Raw genomic sequence first — 20836 nt, 5'->3', positions numbered from 1 at the left:
CGTTGGGTCATTTTCACACCTTTGTTGTTGGACTAATTATCCTTCACAAAAGTGTGCGGTGCCATTAAATCAGATCAGTTGAAGGTGGCAGAACCATGAAGGGATTAGATTGCTGGGGTTTAACTCGCCTAGTTCTTCATCATATATATAACCTACCGCTTTTTACTTCTTTTGGTCATGTTCGCTCTGAACATAAAGCAGAGTTTACAGGTGCATATTCACTCTTAGTTGAAAAGTTCGAGGTATGTGCTGTAAAACCAGGTGCGGTGATATGCGGTTTTACAGGTACAAACCTCGTGCATATGGGTGTGTGTGTTGACGTAGATGGCGAAAATCATGTGCTACATACATGTAAAAAACATGGTGCATCGTTTGTTAGAGTGAGTGTTTTTAAAAGGCTTTTTAGTGAGGTTGAAGTGTATGAATACGCAGGTTGATATAAATGTATATCCTAACAAATTAGACCTTACTCTATTTGAGCCTTGTAAAGGTAATGAAGGTGAAACATTACATCAATGGCTTGTTTCAAACGTGCCTGATTATGTTGAGTCAGATACACCACTCTTTAGTGCTTTTATAAATAGTAGAGAAGTTCATCCTAGTGAATTTAAAACAACCACTTTAAATAGAGGTGATGATGTAAAGCTAATTGTTGAAGCTAAAGGTGCTGCAGCTATCGCTTATGCAATAATAGCTGTTGTAGCTGTGGGTGTAGCAATTTACGCGACTAACCAAATTCCTGATAATTACAACAGTACTACGCCTGATGGCAGTTCTATTTATGACGTCAATACTCAAGGAAACAAACCAAAGCTTATGGGAGTTATTCCTGAAAACGCTGGCCATCATAAGGTGTTTCCTGATTACTTAACTATGCCCCGCAAAGAATACATTAATAATGAACAATGGCTTTATTTAATGTTGTGCGTAGGTAAAGGCAGTTATGAGTTATTAGATGAGAATATCTTAATAGCAAATACTCCAGTTAGCCGTTATGTAGGCGATATCGACTATCAAGTTTTTGGTCCAGGAGAAGATGTTAGTGGTCATGAAGCACATAGAAATGTTTTTACATCAAGTGAAGTAGGTTCTACATCAGGTAGTGCTGGTATCGAGCTGAAAGGTAAAACAACAAATACAGGTGGTGAAAACGGTAGATATATTTACTCGTTTAAAGACGATAAGATTATTGTTCATTATGAAGAATTCGATGCTGAATTAAATAGGCCAATAAGGTTTAAGGTTACACCTCCTTTTGATGTTGACACGGTTCTTACAATATCGGACACATTTGAAGAGCAAAATGATGGTTATTTTCAATTACTCTCAAAAGACTCGTCTGGCAGTGTTGTTAATAAAGTCACAAACGGTTTTCCTGTTGATATACCAGAATGGACTTCTTTTGTAGAAGAAACTAACTCAACTGCAATTGTGAGCGTTGAGTATTTAGGTGGTGAAGGTGAGTTTAGCGGCCCATTTTTCGCGTGTCCCGCTGGTGAGAAAACAAATAAAATTTGGCTGGATTTTAAACTGCCTCAAGGCTTAGGCGAGTTAGATGACGATGGTAATATTTTAAACAAAGTTGTTGAGGTTTGGATCGAATATAGGAATGAAAATACCAGTGTCTGGACATCGATGATCCACATATTTTCTAACAGTACAAATGATGAGCTTGGCGAAACTATACCGATCAATTTACCTTCTAAGATGAGGCCTGAAGTTAGAGTTAAGCGTTTCACGGCAGCTACTGATGATACTCGTATTTTTGATGATGTTTTCTGGACAGGATTAAAGGCCGAGTTAGCTAGCGCTACCAGTTACCCTGGAGCTACTACAATTGCAGTTAAAATTCGTGGTACTAATGCATTGGCAGGTTCAGCTGAGAATAAATTTAATGTGATACCAACACGAATTTTGCCTGTCTATGAAAATGGTGTGTGGAGTGAGCCAAGGCCAACGACTGATATTGCTCCTTTCTTCGCACACGTGATTCAAAGCGCTGGACATAGCCAAGATAAAATAGGGTTAGATGAATTAGAGGCATTACATACGATTTGGAATAATCGCGGTGATGAGTTTAATGCCGTGTTCGATACAGGCAGTACATTATTTGCAGTTTTAAAAAGAGTTTTAGCACCTGGTTTTGCAAAACCGGTTTTAGATTTTGGAAAGATATTACCTGTACGTGACCAGCCTCGCACTATACATAAACATATGTATCAGCCTGATAATTACATTGGACTATTAGAAAGAGATATAAAACTAATAGATGATGATGAGCATGATGGTATTGAAGTTGAATACTTTAGCCCTATTACTTGGAAGTCTGAAACAGTGCTTTGTTTGTTACCAGGTGACTTGGGTATCAATCCAGATAAGATCCGCGCGTTTGGGATTACAAACAGAGATAAAGCATATCAATATGGTATGCGTGAGCGTCGTACTCGCCGATACCGTCGAACTACTTTTAACTTCACAACTGAAATGGATGCACTTAATTCGAGTTATCTTGATTACTGTGCACTAGCTGATGATATACCTGGTTACGAGCAGTCAGGAGTTGTTGAGTACATCATTGGAAACTCAGTATATGTAAATGTAGAACTAAAATGGCAAAGCGGTCAATCTCACGTATTGGCGCTCAGAAAGCCAGACGGTACATTATCTGGACCTTATACAGCATCAATAGGCTCAGTAAGCAATGAAGTTGTTATAAATGAAGCGTTAGACTTTGATCCTGTCTTTGATGGTTCAATAGAGCCTCCTTTATTTATGTTTGGCATTGCTAGCCGCTGGTGTAACAATGTATTAATAACAGATATTAAACCTTCATCAACTGATAGGGTAAAAGTGACAGCAGAGCGCTATGATGAAAGGGTTTATCTAGACGATAATAGTTTAGCGCCGACTTAACATAATAAGTTATACATTATATAGAGCAGCTTTTATTAGCTGCTTTTTTCTTTGGAATACTGAAAGAGTGTTCAAAATAGTGAAATGCTGAGTTTTCGCATTTTTCGCGATTTTCTACCGCGAGTTTTCGCGGCTTGCATCATGAACTGCGGGGTTGTTTAGTACAGAGACTCCCTCAGCACTCCCTGTTCATTCTCTAGGTAGGTTGGGTAGAGCACAGCGAAACCCAACACGAGTTAGCGAGTTGCAAGTTAGCAAGGGTAAAGTTGAACTGCGGGGTTGTTTAGTACAGAGCCTCCCTCAGCAACAACCCCCGTAGGAGGCACTTCAGTGTCGAATCTAGACCATAACAAAAACATTCATGGCTAAAGCCATTCCTACAAGTACACTTTGCCTAGAACCTTCGTTAGAGGAAGACGCAGCAACAAACACCCACACCGCGCGGCTGATCGCTGACTGCTGAAAGCTGATAGCTCGGTGTCACTCACACTGCTGTATTTCTCTCACATCGCCGCGGCCATCGCTTAGATAGCATTGTTCTAGTAACGAGCAATAGCAGATCTCGGTTTTGATATTAAAGCGTTGGTCATTTACCTTGTCCCACTGAGTTGCATTGAAGCCTGTTTTCTTAAAACCAAAAAGATTAAGTTCAGCGCCTGAGGCTAATAATCGGTTATTACTAACGCCGGTATACAACCAACCAAATTTTTCAAAGAAATTGATCTCTGGTGACTCATTTTGCAACTTATTTAATTGCTCTTGGTAAGCATAGATATCAAAGCAGCAGTCCTTTATTACTTCAAATATCTCTGTATACGACTTTTCATCGTGGAAGAATTTAACGTATTTAATAATGGCTGGGCCTGATCCTGAGTTTTTAATGTTGATAGTGATTTCTTCATAATTTTTTTCTTCATTGAAATTCCCCGTCATCACTTCGAGCCATGGCCAGGTTGCGGCTTTTTACTTGTCGTTCTGCGGCGCTGGCTTGCAAGTATGTGGCATAAAAGGAAGCAGCGGAGATAATAATGGCACAGAGTGCGAGAAATAGGTTTAGCCGCTCGTTGGTAAACCATGCCTTGCGCTGGTTGCTGGCTGGTTGAGTGTTTTGCTGGGTGGTCTTTGTTTGCTCTTCAACGTTAGTGTCTTGTTCTGATTTAACGGTTGAACAGCTTGCGTCCTGTTGCTGATTATCCATAATTTTTAATTGTTGTTTTTATAGACTAATAAAGATACAACTTTAATTGGATAGATAAAAGAGACAGGGAGTAAAACTCCCTGATTTGATATTAACTATTTGAGATAAACACGGTGAGCTTTTCACCCACTCTTAAATTATCTCTTGAAAGATTATTCCATTGTTTGAGTTTAGTAATACTGACTTTGTATTGCTTTGCTATCTTCCAAAGGCTATCGCCAGATTTCACCTTATACTCAATTTGTTGATCAGCCAATTGTGGCAATATCAGTTTTTGACCAATACGAATGGTGTTTGTTTTTAGGTTATTGAAGGTTTTTAGTTGGCTAACTGTTACTTTATAGTTCTTTGCAATCACACTTAAGCTATCACCGCGTTTAACGGAGTAATGTTGCCACTGGCTATAATCATTGCTCTTTTGATTAGCTAATAGAGCTTGATAACTTGCTTGCTGATTTTTGGGAACCACAATATGTGGCGCATCAATCACCGCTGGGTATCGGATAACACCATGGTTTAGCTCTTCAAGCTCTTGCCATTTCGCTTTATCTGCCAAGATCACAGCACCTGTCACTGGTAAGGTCGCAATTGCCTGCTCATTCTTAATTGCAGGGAATATCATTTTTTGGTGCTTTAATAATTGTGCTGCGGCCAGTAACTTAGGCACGTATTGTTTGGTTTGCGATGGTAGTTTTAAACTAAAGAAGTCCGTCGACTTACCTTGTTTTTTATTACGATCAATTGCCTGTAATACTCGCCCTTCACCAATATTGTAGGCAGCAATAGCGTGATACCAATCGCCATCAAAGCGTTTATAAAGGTATTCCATAAAATCCAAAGCTGCGCGGGTGCTGTCGATCACATCTTGGCGACCATCATACCAAGGGGTAATTTTTACTTTGAAGTATTTGGCGATTGAGGGGGTGAGTTGCCATAAACCCGATGCATGTTTGTGCGAATAGGCACTGGCATCAAAATCGCTCTCTATAAGCGGCATTAGAGCGAGTTCTATTGGTAAGTCACGGTTTTCTACTTCTGTAACGATATGATACAAATACGGCGCTGCACGGCGGCTTATTTCTTCCATGTAATTTGGATGAGTAAGGTACCAAGCAATGCGCTTTTGCACATCTGGATGACTTGAATCGCTAAACTGTAATTGAATGCGAATACGCTGCCATACGTCATCAAGTTCACTTGGTTTTAGCGGTGTCACCGCGTCTACTTGTTTTGTTTTAGCTTCTGCAACCACAGTGCCTGGATTTGCCTTAATTATTGGCTTCTTTTCAGGGAGAGACTCAGGGGCAGTCTGACAGCCTGTTACAATAAGAGAAACAACAACAAGGCCTAAAAATCGATTTAAAAACACGTATTAAAATACTCCGTTAACTTAGGTGCGGGTAAACTAAAGCGCCTAAGCTTAACATAGGGTGAGCTAAAAATGACCATTAGATTAACAGCTCGCTAACTCACTCACCCAATTGAAATTAAAACGAAATACTAACTTGTAACCCAGCGTAACCATGGTTTTGTGCTTCCCAATAGCGGCTGTCTATTTCTCGGGCTCTGGCATAGATCTCTATTCTGAATGGCTTTGAGTCTACGCCCATACCCACACCAACATAGCCATCAATATTATTGTGGTCGTCATCATAGCGGTCGCTATAATCATGATCTTTTCGGTCGTCGTAGAAAGCAAGCTCAATTAAATCTAAGCCCACTTCGCCATAGACAAAAAAGTCACTGAAATAGCCAAATTTGATGCCGCTATCTAAGGTAAGAAATGTCTCCCGATCACCTTTTTTAGTAAATACTTCTGCTGAGCCTAGTGCCGTTGTAAATGCTGCGCCAAAATTACTGTAGTTATTTTTAGCCATAAATTCGATGCCGGCTGAGGTGATTGAATCAGTACTATTATGCTCTGATTTAAAAAACAGGTTCATATCTGGGCTGTCATAAATACCAGCAAAGCTTTTTGTAGGAATAAAGGCAAGTGAAGAAAGCACTGCTAAGGCGAGATACTTCATATTGGTTAGTCCATTAAACTATAATGGGTACATAATACCAAACAGCGCCTTAGCAAATTGTAAGTAATTGTTCTAACTGTGTAAGCTAACCGAACACGCAGCGAAAGCAGGCTCCTTGTTGGCGTTTGATATATACCAGATCGCCGCCATGATTGAGCATGATCTGCCGCGATAAACTTAAGCCTATTCCTGAGCCTTGTTGCTTGGTAGTAAAAAATGGCACAAAAATCATCTCAATTACATGGTCGCTGATACCTGTACCATTGTCGCTGACCTCTAAATACAGTTGCTGATTAGCATTTTGTGCAATGCTTACTTCAATGCACTTTGCTGACTCTGGATTATTTAACTGCTTAAGGACATCAAGGGCATTTGTAAGCAGGTTTATTATTACTTGTTCAACTTGTCCTCTATCTATCATCACTAGCTGTTGGCTTTGCACCGATAAATTCAACGTAATATTAAGTTGCTTAGCTTGCTGTGAGTGCAGAGCGACAACTTGCTTAGCAAGATCTGCCAGAACATGTGGCTTTAGGTGTGGGGCGGGTAAGCTACTAACCTTTTTAAATTGTGCTATAAACTCGCCTAAATGCTCGGTTCGCGATGCGAGTGTTGATAAGGCGAGTTGCAAGTCTTGTTTATCTTCCTGATCATCAAAACTAAGCTCAGTTGGCAGCAGTGCCGTACAAGTTTGTGCTAAAGAAGAAAGTGGCGTAATCGAATTAGCAATTTCATGGGTTAGTACTTTGGTAAGGCGCTTATAAGCTTGTTGCTCTTTTAATTGCAGCTGATCATGAATAGATTGCAAACTGATCACTTTACGAACTTTACCTTGAATTTCGGCAATACTGATTTGCACAGAAAGCGTATCGTGCTGCTCGCCATTTTGCCATGGCACGGTATTACGGCTATTTTGTTTTGCGTCTTGGACTAGGTTGGCTATTACACCTAAATCATCGATGTGCTTTACAGCCTGCCCAAGCAAACGACTAACCGCCGGATTGCTTTCAATAATAGTGCCTTGTTCATCACATACTAATACCGCTAAATCGATATGAATTAATAGCGCTTGTAAGAACTGGGCTTGTTGCTCTGCATTAAAACGCGCAGCCTGAATTTGTTGTTTAACCTGCTCAAATTGCTGCTGCATAGGGTGTTGGTCGCCAAAGCCTAATGTGCTGTCTCCATTCGCTAAAGCGCGAAACACCATATCTGCACGCCTTGTTTGGCGTTTAAATAAATTAAAAATTTGCGCGGCACATACCAAGTTTAAAATAACTAAAAGTGCCGAAATTGCAGAAAACCCGCTTTGCTCTACTTGCCAAAACAAAGCAATTGATAAACCTATTAATGCGGCTAATAGGCTTGCTAAGCTAATAAAGTTTCGCATCGATTACAGTCCGTATTTTTCTAAACGACGATACATGGCTCCGCGTGTTAGGCCGAGCGCTTTTGCTGCATGACTCACGTTCCCTTGAAAATGCTTTAAAGCTGCACGAACGGTTCTTTGCTCGATGATTTCGAGATCAAAAGTGTCGTAGTCATTGGCGCTTGAAGAGAGCTCATTTGTACTAATAGCTGCACTTGGTGAGCTTATCACTGAGCTTATATCGAGCTCTGAGCCTTCCGACAGGATGACTGCTCGCTCAATTGCATGCGCAAGTTCACGGACATTGCCTGGCCAATGATACTGGCTTAAGCGTGTCATATCAGATGCTGCAATCGAGAGCTCACGTTTGTATTTATGTGCAAAGTGCTGCAAGTAGTAGTTACACAGTAATGGAATGTCTTCACTGCGCTCACGCAGGGCTGGTAAACGGATCTCTACGGTATTAACACGGTACAGTAAGTCTTGCCTAAATTTACCTTCAGTAACTGCTTGTTCGAGGTTTTCATTGGTTGCACAGATCAAACGAATATCAATATCGATGACTTTAGAACCACCAACCGGTGTTATTTGCCTATTTTGTAGTGCCGCAAGTAGCTTAACTTGTTGGTTAAGCGGTAAATTACCTAGCTCGTCTAAAAATAAACTGCCACCATGGGCAAGCTCAAATCGGCCAATGCGATCTTCTTTCGCGCCAGTAAACGCCCCTTTTTTATGGCCAAATAGTTCGCTTTCAAACAGGCTTTCGGCCAGTGAACCCATATCTAGACTAATGAAAGGCTGGTTTTGGCGCTGGCTTGCATTGTGGATTGCATGTGCAGTGAGCTCTTTACCTGTGCCACTTTCGCCACTGATCAATATGTTGGCATCGGTGTTGGCTGCTTTGTCGATCACCGAAAAAACCTGCTGCATGGCATCACTTTGACCTAAAAACTCAAATGGTTGATTGCCGATTGACTGCTGCAAGGCCTGCTTTTGTTTTGTGAGTTTACCAACTTGCTGTTTGTCTTTAGCGTGTGAAAATGCCGCCGCTACAGCACCGAGTAATTGCTCATTTTGCCAAGGCTTGGCAATAAAGTCAGAGGCACCAGCTTTAATTGCTTCGACCGCTAGCTGAATATCGCTGTAGGCCGTCATAAGCAGTACCGCAATGTTAGCGTCTTGGCTCATGATTTTTTTTAGCCAGTAGAATCCTTCTTTGCCACTAATTGAGTCTTGCGTGAAGTTCATATCGAGTAACACAACATCTATAGCCTGATCTGCTTCATGCTGTGCGTTAATGATAGCTTCGATATCAAAGGGGTTATCTGTGGTTTTTACAACCTGATAATGCTGCTTTAAAAGTAATCGTGCGGCGATAAGTACGTCGGGGTTATCATCGACAATAAGAATTGATCCTACTTGTTTCATAGCTATTTATTATTATTCCTTTATGGGAACACTAAGACTAATTGAAAATAGTAACAGTGTCCATTTATGGACGATATATGGATTTTGAAGTGTTCTATAAGCGGACACTTGATTATATGCACTCTTATTGTTTTTAATGTAAGTTACTGTAATTTAATAAAAATAAAAGTTGGCACAAGAGTTGTTTTATCTATAGGTAATTAGCACCTAGATAACTTAAAGGCGTCAACATGGATAAGAAAATTACACGCTCAACTAACAAAGCATTTTTTAAGAAATCACTCATTGCAGCGGCATGTTTAGCTGTTGCGGCAGCAGCTTATGGTTTCACGCAAACTGAGCAAACAGGTCGTAGTCAGCAAGTAAGCGCTACAAGCTTAACGATTAGCACAGTACAACAAGGTGAATTTGTTGATGCTTTAAGTCTTCGTGGTCAGGTTATGCCTCGCACTACTATTTACCTCGACACCATTGCCGGAGGCCAAGTTGAAGAGCGACTTGTTGAGCAAGGTGAGTTTGTTAAAAAAGGCCAACCACTTGTGCGTTTAAGCAATACCAATTTGCAGCTTGATGTAATGAGCCGTGAAGCACAGGTGACTGAGCAGCTTAACTTTTTACGCAACACGCAAATGAATATGGAAACCAGCCGTTTAAACTTACGCCGTGATTTGCTTGAAATCGATCTTAAAATCACACATTTATCGCGTCGCTTAAAACAAACTCAGCCGCTAGTGAAAACGGGTGTGTTAGCACAAGAACAATTATCTGAAATTCAAGAAGACTTAGCGTATTACAAAGCGCGTAAAGAACTAACCCTTGAGCGTCAAAAGCAAGAAAACAGCATTCGTGAAGTTCAGGTAGCTCAGTTAAAAGACAGTGCCGATATGCTAGAGAAAAACCTACAGTTTGCGCGTAAGAACCTTGAAAACCTACTCGTAACAGCACCTGCCGATGGCTATTTAAGTGAGCTTGATGTTGAAATTGGTGAATCAAAAGGCCGTGGTGCTCGCCTAGGGCAGATTGATATTCCTAATGAATACAAGCTAGTTGTGCGACTAGATGAGTTTTACCTGAGCCAAGTTCAAACAGGTATGCAAGTGCTTATTGAACACGAGCAAGGCGAAATTGCGGCCACGGTTAGCAAAATTGATAGCCGTGTTCAGCAATCACAGTTTCAGGTTGAAGTCGATTTACCAAACGGCACTAGCAACATAAAACGTGGGCAAAGCCTTGATGTACAGCTGATGCTAGGTGATAGCAAAGGCACTGCTTTATTACTTGAACGCGGCGCATTTTTTACTAGCTCAGGGGGTAACTGGGTTTATGTCATGGAAAAAGATGGCAATCGTGCAGTACGAAAAGACATTCGTCTTGGCAAAAAGAATCAAAACTATTATGAAGTGTTAAGTGGCCTAAGCGCCGGAGATCGCGTGATCACCTCTAGCTACAGCAACTTTGATAAAGCACAACAACTACAATTTTAAGGATAAAAACAATGATTAAATTAACTAACTTATCACGCGTATTCCGTACTCAAGATGTTGAAACAACAGCGCTTAATAGCATTAACTTACATGTAAACGAAGGCGAGTTTCTTGCCATTATGGGGCCATCTGGCTGTGGTAAATCAACATTACTCTCTATTTTAGGTATGTTGGATTCGCCATCAGCAGGCAGTTTTGAATTTTTAGGCCAAGACATCGCAGGGTTTGGTGAAAAGCAATTAGCGACACTTAGAAAAGCGTCGATTGGTTTTGTTTTCCAAAGCTTTAACTTAATTGATGAATTAACAGTATTTGAAAACGTTGAGCTGCCATTACAGTATCAAAATATCTCAAAAAGTGAACGTAAACAGCGAGTAGACGCAATCTTAAAACGTGTTGCAATCGACCATAGAGCAGATCACTTACCGCAGCAGCTATCGGGCGGTCAGCAGCAACGTGTAGCAGTAGCCCGAGCTCTTGTGATTAATCCAAAACTCATCTTAGCGGATGAGCCTACGGGTAACCTTGATTCAAAAAATGGTGATGAAGTCATGGCGATGCTGCGTGAGCTAAATCGTGAAGGTACCACGGTAATTGTGGTTACCCACTCAGAAAAAGAAGGCAATTATGCTGACCGTTTAGTTCGCTTACTTGATGGCCAAGTGATGGTAGATAAAGCTAACCGTGTTCAACAAACAGCAGAGGTGGCATAACATGATTTTAAGTTATTTGATCACCGCGCTGCGTGCGTTTAAAAACCAAAAACAGCACTTTATTTTAAATGTTCTGGGTTTAAGTGTGGGCTTAGCTGCGGCAATTCTAGTTGCTTTGTTTGCAAAAAATGAGCTTTCGTACGATAGCCAACAGCCTTATGCTGAGCGGGTTTATCGCGTTGGCCAAGACTTCTCAAAACTTGGTTTATCTGTGGTGCCTATTTTTAATTATGTGCAGTCAAAGCAGGCCGAAGATTACAGCCAAGTTGAAGAAGTGTTCGGATTAACTATGGTCGAGTTGACCCGTGAAGCCATGGTGGATGTGAGTTACCGCAACCAAGGCTATAAGTTAAATGCCTTATATGGTGCTACTGCAAATATTGAAAATTTCATTGCTATGGAGACGATTGCGGGTGACTTAACAACAGCAATGAGTACACCAGACAGCCTAGCTTTAAGTGAGTCAGAAGCACTGCGCATTTTTGGTCGCACCGATGTGATTGGTGAAACACTTACACATGAACAAGGACAGTACACAGTGCGTGCCGTGTTTGCTGACTTAGCAGATAACACTCACTTTGCCTTTAAAAATCTTGTTTATGTTAAGCATGATCCAAGCGAAATAGATATCAACAGTAGTTATGTTTATATGCGTGTCGCAGAGGGCACCGATACAGATGCATTAGCTAAAACCTTAACAGAGCGATTTTTTAGCGGTTCGATGCTGGAGCAAGTTAGTTTAGAGCTGCATCCATTACTTGATTTGCACCTAACGGCTAAATCACCGTTTGAGATGAAAGCGGGGGGTGCTAAACAAGTGGTGATGATCTGTGTTGGTTTAAGTGTGTTACTGATTCTTATTGCAGGTTTTAACTTCATCAATATGACCGTCGCTCAATCGACTAAACGTGCAAAAGAAGTGGGAGTGCGTAAAGCGCTTGGCGCAAGTAAAGGCCAATTAGTAACGCAGTTTTTATCTGAATCTGTGTTGGTATCAATGCTATCAATGGTGATTGCATGTGCTTTAGTGGAGCTATTTTTACCAAGCTTTAACCAATTAGTAGACCGCGAATTGGTCGTGAATTATGCCTCTGAATTTGGCATTGCCATTATTGTGGTCGCAATTGCTGTGGGCATATTAGCTGGGCTTTATCCTGCATTCTTTATTTCGTCATTCAGTGCAAAACGCGTTTTAAGTGGAGACTTACAACGTGGTAATACTGCAATATGGGTTCGTAAGAGCTTACTAACCTTACAGGCTTCACTAGCAATAGGTTTAATCATTGCCTCTATTACCTTGTTAAAGCAATTAACTTACTTACAAAGCTTACCTTTAGGCTATGAAACAACACAAAGATTGGTTATTTCAGAGCTACCTGTAGGCGAAGTATTCACAAAAGAAAAAAATGCTTTAGTTAACCGTATCAGTGCAATTCAAGGCGTACAGCAAACAACAGTGATTGATACCCGTTTAACTGTTTCAATCAATAATACACTTATGCCAACGTGGCCAAATGGTGAAGCGTCTGGCAGCCTAACGCCTGTTGTTGGCGCAAGCTACGATGTTGTAAAAACGCTAGGATTAAAACTGGTTGCTGGCCGTGACTTTAGTCGTGAATTTGCTGGTGATTGGGCAAGCCGCGAAAATGGAGTAACAAGTACGGGTACCATTGTGACTGAATCTGTCGCAAGGCAAGCGGGTTACACTAACATGAGTGACATTATTGGTAAGGTAATTAAAGACTCAGGTCGCGGCGTAGATATGCGTGTTGTGGGTGTGGTTGAAGATGTAAAAGTAGGTAATGCTAAAGATGCTAACTCAAATATTATGTTCTTATGTGGCTTTAACTTTTTATCACCTGTATCAGAATTAATTTTAACGATTGATCAGCAAAACTTGCCTTATATTAAAGCTCAGATCGCAGAAGTATTAGCAAGCACAGCCAATATCTAAGAGCCAAAAATTAACTTACTCGCAGACAACTACAAAACTCTGTTAAAAGGTGATGAGCGAATTTCGAATGTAGTTTTGATCTTTACCGGTCTTGCTGTGTTCTTAACTTGTTTAGGTACCTTTGGTTTGGCTTCGTTTGCAACAGTGCGTCGTCAAAAAGAAGTGGCCGTTCGAAAAGTGCTAGGTGCATCTCGCATCAGTATCGTAAATATCATCGCTAAAGAGTTCTTAGTGCTGGTGGCGCTCAGTATTGCTATTGCGTACCCAGTGACTTACTTGTTGGTAGGTGATTGGTTAGCAAACTTTAATGACCGCATTGAACAAGCTGTATGGGTGTATTTAGTTGCCGCCGCCGCGGTGGCCGCGATTACCTGGGTTACCGTTGCAAGCTTAGCTTTTAAGGCCGCAAGCACCAGACCATCACTTATCTTACGATATGAATAACAGTTAACTAACTCTCAACTATAAGCCCAGCAATACAGCTGGGCTTTTTTACTTTTAAATACGACGCCATAAATGACAAACTACGTAGGACGTGCTTTAGCGCGTTAATATGTATTCTTTGTCGCCATAAATGACGACCTACGGTAGGGCGTGCTTTAGTGCGTTAATCTACTATATTTAATGTTCTACAATTTTATGAAAAAGGATTTTTCATAAGCTGGAGCCATTTAAAGAAAGGACGAGTTTCAATTCAATCAGGTGAATATTTCATAACGTTCAACTGCCATAACAGAAAAGCACTGTTCAGTGATCATAACTTAGCAAAAGTATTTTGTAGGTGTATTGAAATAAATGAATTAATACATCAATGTTGCTGGTTAACTTGGGTTCTTATGCCTGATCATTTTCATGGTTTATTAAGGCTTAGCGATAGTAGCTTGGGTAAAACAGTTGGTCATCTAAAAGGTCTTTCTGCTAGAGAGATAAATAAGAGACGTAGTTTTTCGCAAACGTTGTGGCAACCTGCTTACTATGACCATGCACTACGTGAAGAAGAAAGTAGAATAGCTGTAGCCAGATATATCGCAGCAAACCCTTTGCGAAAAAAGCTAGTTGATAATTTAGGTAGTTATCCATATTGGAATTCTGTTTTCTTGTGATTGGTTGTCGCCATAAATGACGACCTACGTAGGACGTGCTTTAGCGCGTTATTATGTATTCTTTGTCGCCATAAATGGCGACCTACGTAGGACGTGCTTTAGCGCGTTAATATGTATTCTTTGTCGCCATAAATGGCGACCTACGTAGGACGTGCTTTAGCGCGTTATTATGTATTCTTTGCCACCATAAATGGCGACCTACGTAGGACGTGCTTTAGCGCGTAAATATGTATTCTTTGCCACCATAAATGACGACCTACGTAGGACGTGCTTTAGCGCGTTATTATGTATTCTTTGCCACCATAAATGATGACCTACGTAGGACGTGCTTTAGCGCGTAAATATGTATTCTTTGCCACCATAAATGACGACCTACGTAGGACGTGCTTTAGCGCGTTATTATGTATTCTTTGCCACCATAAATGATGACCTGCGTAGGACGTGCTTTAGCGTAAATATAGGGTTAAAGTTCTTTGACCTTCACCGCGGGGTTACCTGCTACTAGAGTATTTGCCGCGACATCTTTGGTAACTATTGCCCCTGCGCCAATCACTGAATTATCAGCAACTTTAATACCTGCAAGTATAATAGCGCCTGCACCAACCCATACATTGTTGCCAATGCTAATCGGCGCTGCAAAATTAGCTTTTGCTAAACGCTCGGTTGGGTTTACTGCATGCGATACCGCGAGTATTTGCACATTTGGGCCTATTAAGCAGTCATCGCCTATCGTAATTTGCGCATCAGATAGCGGCGCATCGAGCACAGTACAGTTAATATTTATGAAGGTTCGATCACCTATTTTAATACCACCGCCATAATCACAATGAAAACCCGCTTCTATAACAACCTGCTCGCCACAGTGAGCAAACATGCCTTTTAGTCGTTTTAAATTGCCTTTACTTGGGCTTTTGGCAAATAAACGGCAAATTTCATGGGCATTTTTTCGTTGTTCTAGTAAGGACTTATCGAGGCTATTAAACTCTTTCATGGGGCATGTTCATGGTTATATTTGCCAATAGCTTAGCGTGTTGGTGATGAAGATCAAAATTAAAGCTGTGTAGGTTAACGATCATTCACTTGCCATTTATATTGTTTCGTTTAAAATCTCAAAACTTTCGAAACGAAACTTATGTGGTTCACTTTATGACAAAACGAAACACTCAACAACGTCGCCATACTATCTTAAGCCAAGTGAATGAACTTGGTGAAGTTGCTGTTGAAGCGTTAGCTGAGCAGTTTCAAACTTCTGAAGTGACGATACGTAAAGATCTGACAGCCCTTGAAAAAAGTGGCTTGTTGCTACGCCGTTACGGTGGCGCTATTGCACTGCCGCAAGAAATCGTTGCAAATAGCAACGAGAAAAGCGACTCGCTTCGCAAAATGGCAATCGCACAGGCGGCTGCAAAGCTTATTAAAGATCATAACCGCATCATCATTGATAGCGGCCGCACTACAGCAGCGATGATCCCCGAGCTTGCGAGTAAGCGCGGTTTAGTGGTGATGACAAATGCTATAAATGTCGCTAACCGGCTGCTTTCATTAGAAAATGAGCCAACATTATTGATGACCGGGGGAACCTGGGATCCGCATTCAGAATCGTTTCAGGGTCAAGTTGCGGAGAATGTTCTTCGCTCTTACGACTTTGACCAACTCTTTATTGGTGCCGATGGCATTGATGTTGATAGAGGTACTACAACCTTCAATGAATTAGTTGGGCTTAGCCAAGTGATGGCTGAAGCTGCTCGTGAGGTTGTGGTGCTGGTAGAGTCAGAAAAAATTGGCCGAAGAATTCCTAATTTAGAACTGCCTTGGCAGCGTGTGACCACAGTTATCACAGACAACAACCTAAGCGAAGATAAACGCGAGGCGATAAAAGCGTGTGGTGTACAGCTGATCTGTGCAGAAATTGAATAACCCGTAATAAGACCGACAACACCTTATTACATTAAATTTATGACAACACATACCGCCCAAAGTAAAACGCTTTGGCATGTGCAAAAGGAGAGATTATGTGTGGAATCGTTGGGGCTGTTGCAGAACGCCCAGTAAATAAAATTCTTGTTGAAGGCCTAAAACGCCTTGAATACCGCGGCTATGACTCGGCAGGCGTGGCTTTACTTAAAGGTAATGAGCTTAACACGGTTAAAGCTGTGGGTAAGGTTGCAAATCTTGAAGCGGCACTTAACGATGCAGCTGTTAATGGCACTACCGGTATTGCACATACGCGTTGGGCAACTCATGGTGGTGTAACCGAAGCCAATGCTCACCCACATATTTCGAACAGCGAAATTGCTCTTGTTCATAACGGTATTATCGAAAACCATGCCAGCCTTCGTGATGCATTAAAAGGCGACGGTTATGAGTTTTTATCAGAAACAGATACAGAAGTAATGGTGCACCTTATTCACCAACTTCGCCAACAGCACGATACGCTATTAGCATCAGTACAAGCAGCTGTTAAGCAGTTTGAAGGCGCATTTGGCACCGTTGTTTTTGATAAAGCGAACGACAACGAAATCATCGTAGCGCGCTCCGGTAGCCCACTGGTGATTGGTTTAGGTCTTGGCGAAAACTTTATTGCCTCTGACCAGCTTGCTTTATTACCTGTTACTCGCAGTTTTATTTACCTTGAAGAAGGTGATGTTGCTCGTATTACCCGTGACAGTGTTGAAATCTTTGATGCAAACGGTGATGCAGTCGAGCGCGAAGTGATTGAATCAAACATTACGCAAGATGCATCAGGTAAAGGCGAATATCGTCACTACATGCTGAAAGAAATCTACGAGCAGCCACTTGCTGTACGTAACACCCTTGATGGCCGCCTAGTTAATGACACTGTCGCGATTGATGCCTTTGGCGAAAGCGCTCAGCAAATCTTTAAAGACGTAAAACACGTGCAAATTATTGCCTGTGGTACTTCATACCACTCAGGTATGGTTGCGCGTTATTGGCTTGAACAATTTGCTGGTGTGAGCTGTAACGTAGAGATTGCCTCTGAGTTCCGTTACCGCGAATCATTTGTACATGACAACAGCTTACTTGTGACAATTTCACAGTCTGGTGAAACAGCCGATACGCTTGCTGCACTTCGTCTTGCAAAACAGCAAGGTTACATGGCTTCAATGACCATTTGTAACGTACCTGGTTCATCATTAGTACGTGAATCTGATTTAGCCTTTATGACTAAAGCGGGTGCTGAAATTGGTGTTGCATCAACGAAAGCCTTCACCACACAACTTGTTGGCTTACTAATGCTAACGGCTTCGATTGCGCAAGAAAAAGGCTTAGATCAAAGTGCGATTGTAAATGCAATCAAAACACTTCCTAACAAGTTAGAAGAAGCATTATTGCTTGCTGAGGGTATTGAAGATTTAGCTGAAGAATTCGCTGACAAGCACCACTCACTATTCTTAGGTCGTGGTTCACAATACCCAATCGCGATGGAAGGTGCACTTAAGCTGAAAGAGATTTCATACATTCATGCCGAAGCATACGCAGCGGGTGAGCTTAAGCATGGCCCTCTTGCGTTGATTGATGCCGACATGCCAATCATTGTTGTAGCACCAAACAACGAACTACTTGAAAAGCTTAAATCAAACGTAGAAGAAGTACGTGCCCGTGGCGGTATTATCTATGTATTCGCAGACAAAGACTCAGCGTTTGAATCTGACGAAACAATGCGTGTAATCAACGTAAACCATGTAGATGACGTGATTGCTCCAGTTGTATATACAATTCCGTTACAGCTGCTTTCATACTATGTTGCGGTTATTAAAGGCACCGACGTAGACCAACCTCGAAACCTAGCAAAATCGGTAACGGTTGAGTAAGTTTAGAGTTTATATTTATTAAGGCGCACTATGCGCCTTTTTTTGTACCAGTAATTCTGTTAGCTTAAAAAATTACCAATATTTCTTAAGGATAAGTCGTGCGACTATTTAAGTTACTCTGTATTAGTGGTTTTTTACTCTGTACTAGTCTTGTAATGGCTCAACCAGCTGCAGATGATGCGGTTACAAATTACAGCCAACATACGCATACTATCGAATCAAGTAATCTTAATGAACAGCGTACTGTCGTTGTGCAATTACCAAAAAGCTATCAAACACAACCAAACAAAAGATATCCCGTTATTTTCCGTTTAGATGGGGCCGGTAATTTACCATTGATTAATGCTGTGCTTGAGCGCTTACAAGAAAATGATCAAGCGCCAGAGGTGATTGTAGTTGCAATTGAAAGCACTAATCGACTTAGAGATTTTTATCCTACAGTGAACAAAGAACCACAAGGGCCAGTTGGCGAAGGCGGTGGTGCAGCAAAGTTTTTAGCTTTCGTAGAGCAAGAACTGATGCCTTTGGTTAATAAACAGTATCGTACTCATGATTATAGAGTTATCGCAGGAGCCTCTGCTGCGGGTGTATTTACTCTTTACGCAATGCAAGCTGACCCTGAGTTATTTCAAGCGCACATTGCTTATAGCCCTGCGGTATGGTGGAACTATGGCGCTCCGGCTAAGAGCCTAAATACCTTTGTTACCAAAGCTAAAAGTATTAACAGCTATGTATATATGAATATCGGCGAAGAAGCCGGCATTATGCGCGAAAGATACGATGATATGCAGCAAACGATGCAAAATAGTAAGGTGCAAAATCTGCGCTTTAAGAGCGATGCCTTTGCAGGTGTTTCGCATAACCTAACCTCAGCTGCTGGGGCATTTAATGCGTACCATGGCTTATTTTTATCTAAACATATGCCTTTGAGTGCACTAGGCGATGATGTTTCATCAATTGATGCCTATTATCAACGTTTATCTCAGCAGTGGGGCGAGCAAATAGCGCCACCTGACCGCGCTGTTAGGATGCTGGGTTACAGCTTAACGGATAACCAGCTATTTGAGCGGGCTATTGAGGTGTTTAAGTACAATATCAAAAACTACCCTAAATCAGCGTATGCACTGTCAGCTTTGTCATATGGCTATGAAATGCAAGGTAATATTCGCCAAGCATTAGTTCAAATCGAGGCTGCAATAGCCGTAGCTGATGACTCGTATCCTTACCTAGATTACTTAAAAGAAACAAAAACGAGGCTACAAGCACAGTTGAGTAAGGTTTAATAATATGGCCAACTTAGCTGTTGGCTTTTTAAGCGCCCCTTTAATATTGAGCAAATATCATAAACCAGTGACTGTTATCTAAAAGGTATTTAACTCACTAATTCCTACTTACCGGGCAATAAATGCGCTAAAATCGCAGGCTATTTTAGTTATGAGCCCACACCTTTTATGACCTCAACCGTAAACCCTAGCAATTTCAACGAGCTTGGTCTTATTCCTGAGCTACTTGCTCGATTATCTGATCTTGAATACACGCAACCGACACACATTCAGGCAAAAGCAATTCCGAGTATTTTGGCGGGCAGTGACTTAATTGCAGGAGCGAATACCGGTTCAGGTAAAACAGCGACATTTGCTTTGCCTATGTTGCAAAAGTGTTTTTTAGGTAAGGCTGTTAAAAAAACACAAGGCAAAGGTAACTTTGTTTCAGGGCTTATTTTAGTGCCAACGCGAGAGCTAGCTGTACAAGTAGCTGATAGCGTTAAATCATATTCTGCAAACTTTAATGGTGCGATTAAAACCGTTGCTGTATTTGGTGGTGTGTCGGTTAATACGCAAATGCAAGCATTGCGAGGCGGTGCAGATATTATCGTTTCAACTCCTGGTCGTTTACTTGATTTGATTTCAAGCAATGCCATTAAGCTTGATAAAGTAAACACCTTAGTGCTTGATGAAGCAGACCGCATGCTGAGCCTAGGTTTTACCGAAGAGCTTGCTGAGCTATTAGCGCTTATGCCCGCTAAAAAACAAACTATGCTGTTTTCTGCAACGTTCCCAGAGCAAGTTACACTATTAACCCAAAAATTGTTAAATGAGCCTGTTGAAATACAAGTTCAAAGTAAAGATGAAAGCACCCTAGTACAGCGCGTATTTATGGTAAATAAAGGTGAGAAGACCACGGTTTTAGCGCACTTGATAAAAACCCATAAATGGCGCCAAACGCTGATTTTTGTGAATGCAAAAAAAGATTGTGAGCATTTAGCAAATAAGCTTGAAAAGCGTGGCATCAATGCACAAGTATTTCACGGTGATAAAGGCCAAAGTGAGCGTACTCGCGTAATCGAAAAGTTTAAAAATGGCGAAATCGAGGTATTAATTGCCACTGATATTGCAGCCCGAGGTTTAGATATTGCTAAATTGCCTGTAGTGATTAATTTCAATTTACCGCGCAGTCCTGCCGATTACATGCACCGTATTGGCCGAAGTGGTCGCGCCGGAGAAGTAGGGTTAGCGTTATCATTGATTGATTATGAAGACTTTCATCATTTTAAAATCATCGAAAAGAAAAATAAATTTCGTTTAGAGCGTGAAGAAGTGCCTGGTTATACATTAAATAAAGCGAACCTTGATGCCGCACAAGCACTTAAAAACGACAAGCCCGTAGCGAAACCTGCGGGAACAGGTAAGAAAAAGAAAAAAAATAAAGCTAACCAACAAGACGATGTTTGGAGTGGCTGGAAGAAACCTTAATAGCCTTAAAAGAAACCCCGCATTACTGCGGGGTTTTTTACTTTTTAACAACCAGTTAAGT

Annotated in this window: 18 protein-coding genes; 11 read left to right on the top strand and 7 right to left on the bottom strand. The window is 41.3% G+C overall.

Annotated elements, in window-relative coordinates; translation table 11 throughout:
* Positions 1-95: 95 nt before the first annotated feature.
* Together ACSFVZ_RS09820 and ACSFVZ_RS09815 are read left to right on the top strand one after the other, a co-directional pair.
* On the top strand, positions 96-437 hold the full coding sequence (locus ACSFVZ_RS09820) for a hypothetical protein (protein ID WP_435558726.1): 342 nt from the start codon (positions 96-98) through the stop codon (positions 435-437).
* A complete protein-coding gene (locus ACSFVZ_RS09815; protein ID WP_435558725.1) occupies positions 421-2913 on the top strand; it encodes a host specificity factor TipJ family phage tail protein in 2493 nt (830 codons plus the stop codon). Before ACSFVZ_RS09820 ends, ACSFVZ_RS09815 begins: the two co-directional genes overlap by 17 nt.
* 480 nt (positions 2914-3393) lie before the next feature.
* On the opposite strand, the gene ACSFVZ_RS09810 is transcribed toward ACSFVZ_RS09815, so the two are convergent.
* The 6 genes from ACSFVZ_RS09810 to ACSFVZ_RS09785 all read right to left on the bottom strand — a co-directional run bounded on the left by ACSFVZ_RS09810 (position 3394) and on the right by ACSFVZ_RS09785 (position 8935).
* Positions 3394-3846, bottom strand: a complete 453-nt coding sequence (locus ACSFVZ_RS09810; RefSeq protein ID WP_435558724.1) for a hypothetical protein — start codon at positions 3844-3846, stop codon at positions 3394-3396.
* Complete coding sequence (locus tag ACSFVZ_RS09805; RefSeq protein ID WP_435558723.1) at positions 3827-4111, bottom strand: hypothetical protein; 285 nt, start codon at positions 4109-4111, stop codon at positions 3827-3829. The genes ACSFVZ_RS09810 and ACSFVZ_RS09805 overlap by 20 nt, the downstream gene beginning before the upstream one ends.
* 91 nt (positions 4112-4202) lie before the next feature.
* Positions 4203-5480 (bottom strand): LysM peptidoglycan-binding domain-containing protein, encoded by a 1278-nt coding sequence (locus ACSFVZ_RS09800; protein WP_435558722.1) that lies wholly within the window; start codon positions 5478-5480, stop codon positions 4203-4205.
* Between the two features lie 118 nt (positions 5481-5598).
* Entirely contained in the window at positions 5599-6138 is a 540-nt protein-coding gene (locus ACSFVZ_RS09795; protein ID WP_435558720.1) for a hypothetical protein, read from the bottom strand.
* An 85-nt stretch (positions 6139-6223) separates the two neighbouring features.
* Positions 6224-7528: a sensor histidine kinase gene (locus ACSFVZ_RS09790; RefSeq protein ID WP_435558719.1), complete on the bottom strand. Its 1305-nt coding sequence runs from the start codon at positions 7526-7528 to the stop codon at positions 6224-6226.
* Between the two features lie 3 nt (positions 7529-7531).
* The gene (locus ACSFVZ_RS09785; RefSeq protein WP_435558718.1) at positions 7532-8935 is read right to left on the bottom strand and encodes a sigma-54-dependent transcriptional regulator; all 1404 of its coding nucleotides are present in this window, start codon (positions 8933-8935) and stop codon (positions 7532-7534) included.
* Between the two features lie 230 nt (positions 8936-9165).
* On the opposite strand from ACSFVZ_RS09785, the gene ACSFVZ_RS09780 reads away from it, so the two are divergent.
* From ACSFVZ_RS09780 to ACSFVZ_RS09760, 5 genes are all read left to right on the top strand, one after another.
* Positions 9166-10419, top strand: a complete 1254-nt coding sequence (locus ACSFVZ_RS09780; RefSeq protein WP_435558717.1) for an efflux RND transporter periplasmic adaptor subunit — start codon at positions 9166-9168, stop codon at positions 10417-10419.
* A gap of 11 nt (positions 10420-10430) precedes the next feature.
* Complete coding sequence (locus ACSFVZ_RS09775; RefSeq protein ID WP_295511777.1) at positions 10431-11132, top strand: ABC transporter ATP-binding protein; 702 nt, start codon at positions 10431-10433, stop codon at positions 11130-11132.
* A 1-nt stretch (position 11133) separates the two neighbouring features.
* Complete coding sequence (locus tag ACSFVZ_RS09770; protein WP_435558716.1) at positions 11134-13086, top strand: ABC transporter permease; 1953 nt, start codon at positions 11134-11136, stop codon at positions 13084-13086.
* 75 nt (positions 13087-13161) lie between these two features.
* A complete protein-coding gene (locus tag ACSFVZ_RS09765; RefSeq protein ID WP_435558715.1) occupies positions 13162-13530 on the top strand; it encodes an ABC transporter permease in 369 nt (122 codons plus the stop codon).
* A 173-nt stretch (positions 13531-13703) separates the two neighbouring features.
* Complete coding sequence (locus ACSFVZ_RS09760) at positions 13704-14189, top strand: REP-associated tyrosine transposase (RefSeq protein WP_435558729.1); 486 nt, start codon at positions 13704-13706, stop codon at positions 14187-14189.
* Positions 14190-14652: 463 nt separating this feature from the next.
* On the opposite strand, the gene ACSFVZ_RS09755 is transcribed toward ACSFVZ_RS09760, so the two are convergent.
* The gene (locus tag ACSFVZ_RS09755) at positions 14653-15180 is read right to left on the bottom strand and encodes a sugar O-acetyltransferase (RefSeq protein WP_435558714.1); all 528 of its coding nucleotides are present in this window, start codon (positions 15178-15180) and stop codon (positions 14653-14655) included.
* Positions 15181-15335: 155 nt separating this feature from the next.
* Between ACSFVZ_RS09755 and ACSFVZ_RS09750 the strand changes: the two genes are divergently transcribed.
* The 4 genes from ACSFVZ_RS09750 (at position 15336) to ACSFVZ_RS09735 (ending at position 20775) form a co-directional block, all read left to right on the top strand.
* Complete coding sequence (locus ACSFVZ_RS09750) at positions 15336-16106, top strand: DeoR/GlpR family DNA-binding transcription regulator (protein ID WP_235383080.1); 771 nt, start codon at positions 15336-15338, stop codon at positions 16104-16106.
* 95 nt (positions 16107-16201) lie between these two features.
* The gene (glmS, locus tag ACSFVZ_RS09745) at positions 16202-18022 is read left to right on the top strand and encodes a glutamine--fructose-6-phosphate transaminase (isomerizing) (RefSeq protein ID WP_435558713.1); all 1821 of its coding nucleotides are present in this window, start codon (positions 16202-16204) and stop codon (positions 18020-18022) included.
* A 155-nt stretch (positions 18023-18177) separates the two neighbouring features.
* Complete coding sequence (locus tag ACSFVZ_RS09740) at positions 18178-19305, top strand: alpha/beta hydrolase-fold protein (RefSeq protein WP_435558712.1); 1128 nt, start codon at positions 18178-18180, stop codon at positions 19303-19305.
* 168 nt (positions 19306-19473) lie between these two features.
* Positions 19474-20775, top strand: coding sequence for a DEAD/DEAH box helicase (locus ACSFVZ_RS09735; protein WP_435558711.1), 1302 nt, complete (start codon positions 19474-19476; stop codon positions 20773-20775).
* Positions 20776-20836 lie beyond the last annotated feature (61 nt).

Source organism: Pseudoalteromonas nanhaiensis, assembly GCF_051235485.1.
GTDB classification, from domain to species: domain Bacteria; phylum Pseudomonadota; class Gammaproteobacteria; order Enterobacterales; family Alteromonadaceae; genus Pseudoalteromonas; species Pseudoalteromonas lipolytica_C.
Note: the sequence above shows the minus strand (reverse complement) of the source record. Positions and strands in the feature narration are given on the sequence as shown.